This window comes from Actinomadura logoneensis (assembly GCF_003428695.1).
In the GTDB taxonomy this organism is placed as follows: Bacteria; Actinomycetota; Actinomycetes; order Streptosporangiales; family Streptosporangiaceae; genus Spirillospora; species Spirillospora logoneensis.
Genome location: NZ_QURH01000870.1, coordinates 1 through 5,836, shown reverse-complemented (window position 1 = coordinate 5,836; position 5,836 = coordinate 1). Strand labels below are relative to the sequence as shown.

The window sequence follows — 5,836 nt, the reverse complement described above, 5'->3', positions numbered from 1 at the left end:
GCCCGGGCACAGCGCCGACCGCGCGAGCCGGGCGTGCGGCGGCTCCGGCCCGACGACCCGGCACGTCCAGCCGGTGGCGTCGTCGCCGAGCACGGCGGGCCGGTCGCGCGGCGACGTCGTCATACGGCTCCCCGCGGCGGCTCCTGCGGCGAGTCGGCTTCGTGCCGGGGCGCGCCTTCCGCGTGCGCGGCGGCGAGATCGGCCGTGAGGGTCGAGGGCAGCAGGGGCTCGGTCAGCAGCCGCCGGTACCGGTCCGCGGGCGACTCGTCCCGGCCCGCCCGCACCCATGCGCGGACGAGCGCCGAGCCGGCGATGTAGGTGACGGTGTAGGCGCGCCACAGCGGGTCGGTCAGGAACCGGACCATGTGCCGGGCCCGGGCCTCGTCCACGAGCATCCAGCGGCGCAGGTACGCGACGGCCGTCTCGGGGTCGGCGCGCCGGTCGTGGAGCATGATCGCGGCGTCCTGCCGCGCCGACAGCAGGCGCGCGGTCAGCGGCAGCAGGCGCTCGGCCAGCTCTCCGTCCAGGCGCAGGCCCTCGGCGGCCAGCACCTCGGCGGTCCACGGCCCCCAGCCGTCGCCCAGCGCGGCCTCCAGCGCCGCCTCGCCCATGCCCTCCGAGACGAGGCACTGCGGGGTGTTCACCAGGGCGATGGACTGCTCGGCCTGCCCCTGCGCGCGCACGAGCAGGGCCTCCTTGAGGCAGCGTTCGGTGTGGTGCCCGGGGTAGCACTCGTGCGTCGCCAGGTGGGGGAGCGCCGACATGCCGTGGCCCGCGTCCGCGTTGACCGTCACGAGCGACCGGTAGCCGCCCCAGTAGCGGTTGAAGGCGTTCCACGGCCGGTCCCGGACCACCTCGTACTCGACGCTCTCGCCGGACGGCAGCCCGAACCGCTCGGCGGTCCGCCCGCGCAGCGCCTCCGACAGCGCCCGGACGGCGCGGCCCAGCGCGTCCGGGTCGAGCCGGTCGCGCTCGCGGAAGGCGGCCAGTTTCGCGCGCGGCCCGCCCGTCCCCGGCAGCAGGTCGTCGATCATGGCGTGGACGGCCGCGTACCGGTCGGTCGGCACCGGCTCGATGTCCATCTCGAAGTACGCCCGGACCTCCGCCAGGAACCCCAGGGGACGGCCGTCCAGCCGCCGCGCGACGCACTCCAGCGCCCGTAGTTGCGCCGCCAGGAACGCCCGGCGCGGCTCGGGCAGCCCGCTGTCGGGCAGCTCGCTCAGCAGCCGTCCCGCGTCGGCGGCGAGGTCGGCCGGGACGGGGACGGGCTCCGCGGCGATCCGCGCGGCGAAGGCGCGGTCGCCGAACCAGCAGTCCACGAACCCGTCCACCAGCCGCCCGAGCCGCAGCCCGAGCGCCAGGTAGCCGGACACGACCGGCGGCACCGGCACGTCCGGCTCGTCATCTCCTGCGGGCTCGGCACGCGCCGCCGGCTCGGCCGCCGCCTCGGTGATCGCTCCGGTCCCGGTCCCGCCGGGCCCGGAAGCCCGCGCTGAGCGGGTGTCGCGGGAGGCGGCCGTCACCGCCGGTCCATCTCTTCGGTCAGCTTGAGCATCGCGTCGACCGTGCGGTCCAGCTCGTCGCGGTCGTTGTACAGGTGCGGCGCGAGCCGGATCGCGTACCGCTCGGACGCCGCGTCCCGGACGGGGAAGAACGTGAACCGCAGGTTGACGCCGTGCTCGCTCTCCATCCGCTCCTCGAACTCCATGAACCTGCGCGGGTCCACGGCGTGGTCGGGGTCGCGGAACGGCTGGAACGCGACCATCCCGGAGTGCAGCCGCCGGTCGTGCAGCGGGCTGAAGAACGAGTCCTCGCCCCAGTGCTCGGCGATCCGCTCCTTGAGGTGGTCGCAGAGCCCGTGCACGTACCGCTGGATCTCGGCGCGGCCGATGTGCTCCCAGATCTCCGCCGCCGTCTGCAGCGCCGGCCCGCGCGACAGGTCCGCCGAGCCGGTCTTCTGCAGGAACGTGCCGATGTCGTAGGACGCCTCGCGACCGGTCGCGCGCGGCGGCAGTTCTCCCTCGATGGGGTACCAGAGCGAGATCACCGGCCAGAAGCCCGGCAGCGGCAGCGGGTTGTGCTCCGGCAGCACCTTGTTGCGCGCGTACAGGATGCCGGTGCCCATCGGCCCGCACTGGTACTTCGCGCCGGACCCGCTGACGAAGTCGACGCCCAGCCCGTGCAGGTCCATGTCGAACTGGCCGGGCAGGTGCGCGCCGTCCACGACGGTGGTGAGGCCGTGCTCGTGCGCCAGCTCGGCGAGCATCCGGGTCGGCATGGTGGTGCCGACGGTGAAGGTCACCGCCGCCCACTCCAGCACCCGGGTGCGCGGGGTGATCGCGGCGGCGAACATCTCCACGATCTCCTCGGCCGTCTGGTGCGGGCCGAGCCGGGGGGTGAGCTTGGTGACCTCGATCCCGCGCCGGTTGCGCAGCAGGTTCAGCGGGGCCTGCATCGTGTAGCACTCGTGCGTGGTCGTGACGACCTCGTCGCCCTCGTCCAGGTCCAGGCCGTTGAGGATGCGGGCGTTGCCGTCGGTGGCGCCCTGCACGATCGCGATCTCGTCGGGGTCGCATCCGTAGCAGCGGGCCAGCGTCGCGCGCGGCTCGGTGAGCGTGGTCGGCGGGTACGGGTCGCGGGGGTAGCGGGCGTACTCGGCGTCGGCGGCGCGCAGGAGGTCCAGCACCGGGTACGGCGTGGAGCCGAGCGTCCCGACGTTCAGGTGGACGAGGTCGGGGGTGAGGGGGAAGAGCCGCCGGAGCCGGGCGTGGACGGCCGGATCGTCCAGCCGGCCGGTGGGCACCCGGTCGGCCCATTCGCGGGGGGCGCTCGGCGGCGCCGCGGACGCCCCCGTCTCGCCCTCGGTGCGGCGGCGCGCCATCGCCACGATCGCCGACTCGGTTCCCTTGTCCTCCACGAGAAGCCTCCCTCGGGACACGGTCACGGCTGTTCCCGCACTCTACAATTTCACTTTAAAATTATCTAGTGTTGTAAGCGGTGACGCCCTCGACGCGCAGGGGTGGGACGGCGGTCCGCGAAAGCGTGTCATCCCATTCCCGGGCCAGTGCGGGGAGTGCTCGTCCGACCTCGGTGACGCGGGCCAGCAGCGGGACGACCTGCTCGCTGAATCTGAAGTCGTCGAGCGCTCCGACGACCTCGCCGCGCTCGACCAGGTAGACCCCGTCCCGGGTGGAGCCGGTCAGCGCGAGCGTCCGCGGATCGGTCGGACGCAGGTACCAGAGGCTGTTCACCAGCAGCCCGCGCTCGGTGTCCGCCACCATCGCCCGAAGCGTTCGCCCCCCGGACGAACCTTCGGCGCCGTCGGACCCGCTGGGGCCTTCCAGACGGAGGTTGCCGATCCTCGGCGTCACCGGCAGGCCGCTCGCCTTGGCCGAGTGCCGCGTCTGGACGAGCGCGGTCAGGGCCCCGTCGTCCAGCCAGCGGGTGGGTTCCAGGGGGAACCCGTTGTCGAAGACCGAGACCGTGCCACCGGGCGCGCGGGCCACCGCGAACGGCGCGCACTCCAGGCCGGGCATCGCCGGATCACTGCGCAGCGTGAGGCCGGGCGCGGCCAGCCGCTCGCCGATCCTCGGCATCCCGTCGGGGGTGGCGAACGGCGACGCACCCTCCAGCGCGTCACGCGCGTCCAGCGCCTCGTACAGATAAAGCAGCAGGTCGGCGACGCAGGACGGCGAGAACAGCACCTCGAGTCCGCCCCGCGAACCCCGGGCCTTCGGCGGGAGTGCGGCCCGCCTGCCCGCCCAGCGGACGCGTTCCGCCAGCTCCGCCCGCAGGCACGCCAGCGCGGCCGTCGCGTCGAACGGCCCCGTGCTCGGCAGTGGGATCCCGCCCCAGGCCGAGGCCCGCTCGTCCCGGGCGTCCCGCGCGGTGAGGTCGATCAGTCCGTCGCGCCACCTGTGCCTCGCCCTCACGCCCGTCGAGGTGGCCAGGTACGTGGTCCGGACGGCGTGTTCGGCATAGCCGAAGAGCACATGCCGGTCTTCGCGGGCCCGCGCGACGGCCGCCTTCAGCCCGCCGCCGAACGCGGTCAGCCACGCCGCGCCGCCGTCCTGCTCGCACGAATCGGCCGCCATCTCGCTGCCGGACGCGCGACCGCTGTCGCCTCTGGTCTCGTCCGGAGCGAGCAAGGGCATGGCGTCCGGTGAGGCGGGGGACTCGCGTGCCGCGCGTTCGGCCTCCGCGACGAGACGGGCGACGTCGTCGGCGGGATCTCCGTGGCGGGTCACGGCGGCGGTCGCCGTGCCCTGGCGGCCCGCCGCGAACGCGACGACCGTGATCCGCTGGTCGCGGACGAGGCCGGCCGTCGTCACCGCGTTCTCGGCCCAGCGCACCTGGGCCGTCTCCTCCCCGTCCACGATCACCGCGCAGCCGTCCGCGCGGCTCGCCGCCAGCGCCCGCTCGGCCGCGCTCTCCGCGGCGTCCCACCCGCTCATGCCCCGGCCTCCCGCGTGCTGACGCCCCAGCCTTCCTGCGTGCTCATGTGTCCCGGCCTGTCGCCTGCCGCCTGCTCGTGCGCCCCCACGTGCCTCATGCCCCCGCCTCCCGTGCGGCGTTGACGACCTCGACCCCGGCGAACAGCGCGGGCGGCGCGCCGTGGCTCGCGGCGGACGCCTGGACCGGCTGCCCCTTGCCGCACAGGTCGGCGCCGAACACGCGGTAGTCCTCGGGCCCGCCCAGCGCCCGCAGCGATCCCCAGAACCCGGTCGTCTCGCCCTGGTAGGCGGCGTCCCGGACCTGCCCGACGACCCGTCCGTCCCGGATCAGATGGCAGCGCTGCGCCGTGAACCGGAAGTGCCGCCGCCGGCCGTCGATCGTCCAGCCGTCCGAGCCGGCCACCAGCAACCCCCGGGCCACGCCCGCCACCAGGTCGGCCGTGGACGGCCCGCCCGGAGCCGGCCGCAGCGACACGTTGGGCATCCGCGCCAGCGGGGCCCGCAGACCCGACTCGGCGTACGCGCAGCCGGTCGAGCGCTCCGCGCCGACGGCCCGCGCGGTCGCCCGGTCGGTCTGGAAACCGGTCAGCACTCCGCCGGTGACCAGGTCCCACGAGGTGGCGGCGACGCCCTCGTGGTCGTAGCCGGTGGTCGCCAGCGCGTGCGGGGTGGTGCGGTCGGCGACCACGGTCATCAGCTCCGCGCCGTACCGCAGCCGTCCGAGCCCGTCCGGAGTGGCGAACGTCGTGCCCGCGTACCCGGCCTCGTGGCCGAGCGCGCGGTCGAGCTCGGTCGCGTGGCCGACTGTCTCGTGCAGCGTCAGCCACAGGTTGGACGGCTCGACCACCAGGTCGTAGCGCCCCGGCTCGACCGGCGGCGCCGCCAGCTTCCCGCCCAGGTGGGCGGGGATCGCGGCGACCTCGCCGGCCCAGTCCCAGCCCTCGCCCGCCAGGTACTCCAGGCCGCGCGCGGTGGGCGGGCCGAGCGTCCGCAGGGTGGCCACGGCGCCCGTCCGGTCGTCCACGCCGACCGCCAGCAGCTGCGGGTGGATCCGGAGCCGGTGCTGGAGCACCGTCGTGCCCGCGAGATCGGCGTAGAAGGTGGTCTCGTCGGCGACCTTCAGCTTGCCGTGGACGTGCGCGACCTCGGGCGCGGCCAGCAGCTCGCGGCTCCAGGCCGCCAGCGGCGCCGTCCACTCGCCGCGCGGGACGGCGAACGGGTCGATCCGGTGCCCCGAGTTCCATACCGCACCGGAGTGCACCGGCTCGTCCACCGGCTCGACGCGCTCGCCCCCGGCCGCCCGGCAGGCCCGCGCCACGGCGACGGCGCGCTCGGCCGCCGCCACCGCCGTCCGCGGGGACGGCCCCGCCACACCCGCGAAG

The 5,836-nt window shown here is 75.2% G+C and carries 4 protein-coding genes; all 4 read right to left on the bottom strand.

Going from position 1 to position 5,836, the window contains the following annotated elements; translation table 11 throughout:
* Positions 1–119: 119 nt before the first annotated feature.
* Positions 120–1,523, bottom strand: a complete 1,404-nt coding sequence (locus DZF91_RS29380; protein ID WP_199486970.1) for a DUF885 domain-containing protein — start codon at positions 1,521–1,523, stop codon at positions 120–122.
* The gene (locus tag DZF91_RS29375) at positions 1,520–2,917 is read right to left on the bottom strand and encodes an aminotransferase class V-fold PLP-dependent enzyme (protein ID WP_117360358.1); all 1,398 of its coding nucleotides are present in this window, start codon (positions 2,915–2,917) and stop codon (positions 1,520–1,522) included. Before DZF91_RS29375 ends, DZF91_RS29380 begins: the two co-directional genes overlap by 4 nt.
* 61 nt (positions 2,918–2,978) lie before the next feature.
* Positions 2,979–4,454, bottom strand: coding sequence for a metallopeptidase TldD-related protein (locus tag DZF91_RS29370; RefSeq protein WP_117360357.1), 1,476 nt, complete (start codon positions 4,452–4,454; stop codon positions 2,979–2,981).
* A 94-nt stretch (positions 4,455–4,548) separates the two neighbouring features.
* Positions 4,549–5,836 (bottom strand): TldD/PmbA family protein (locus tag DZF91_RS29365; RefSeq protein WP_147341440.1); only part of this gene is annotated, 1,288 nt, incomplete at its 5' end.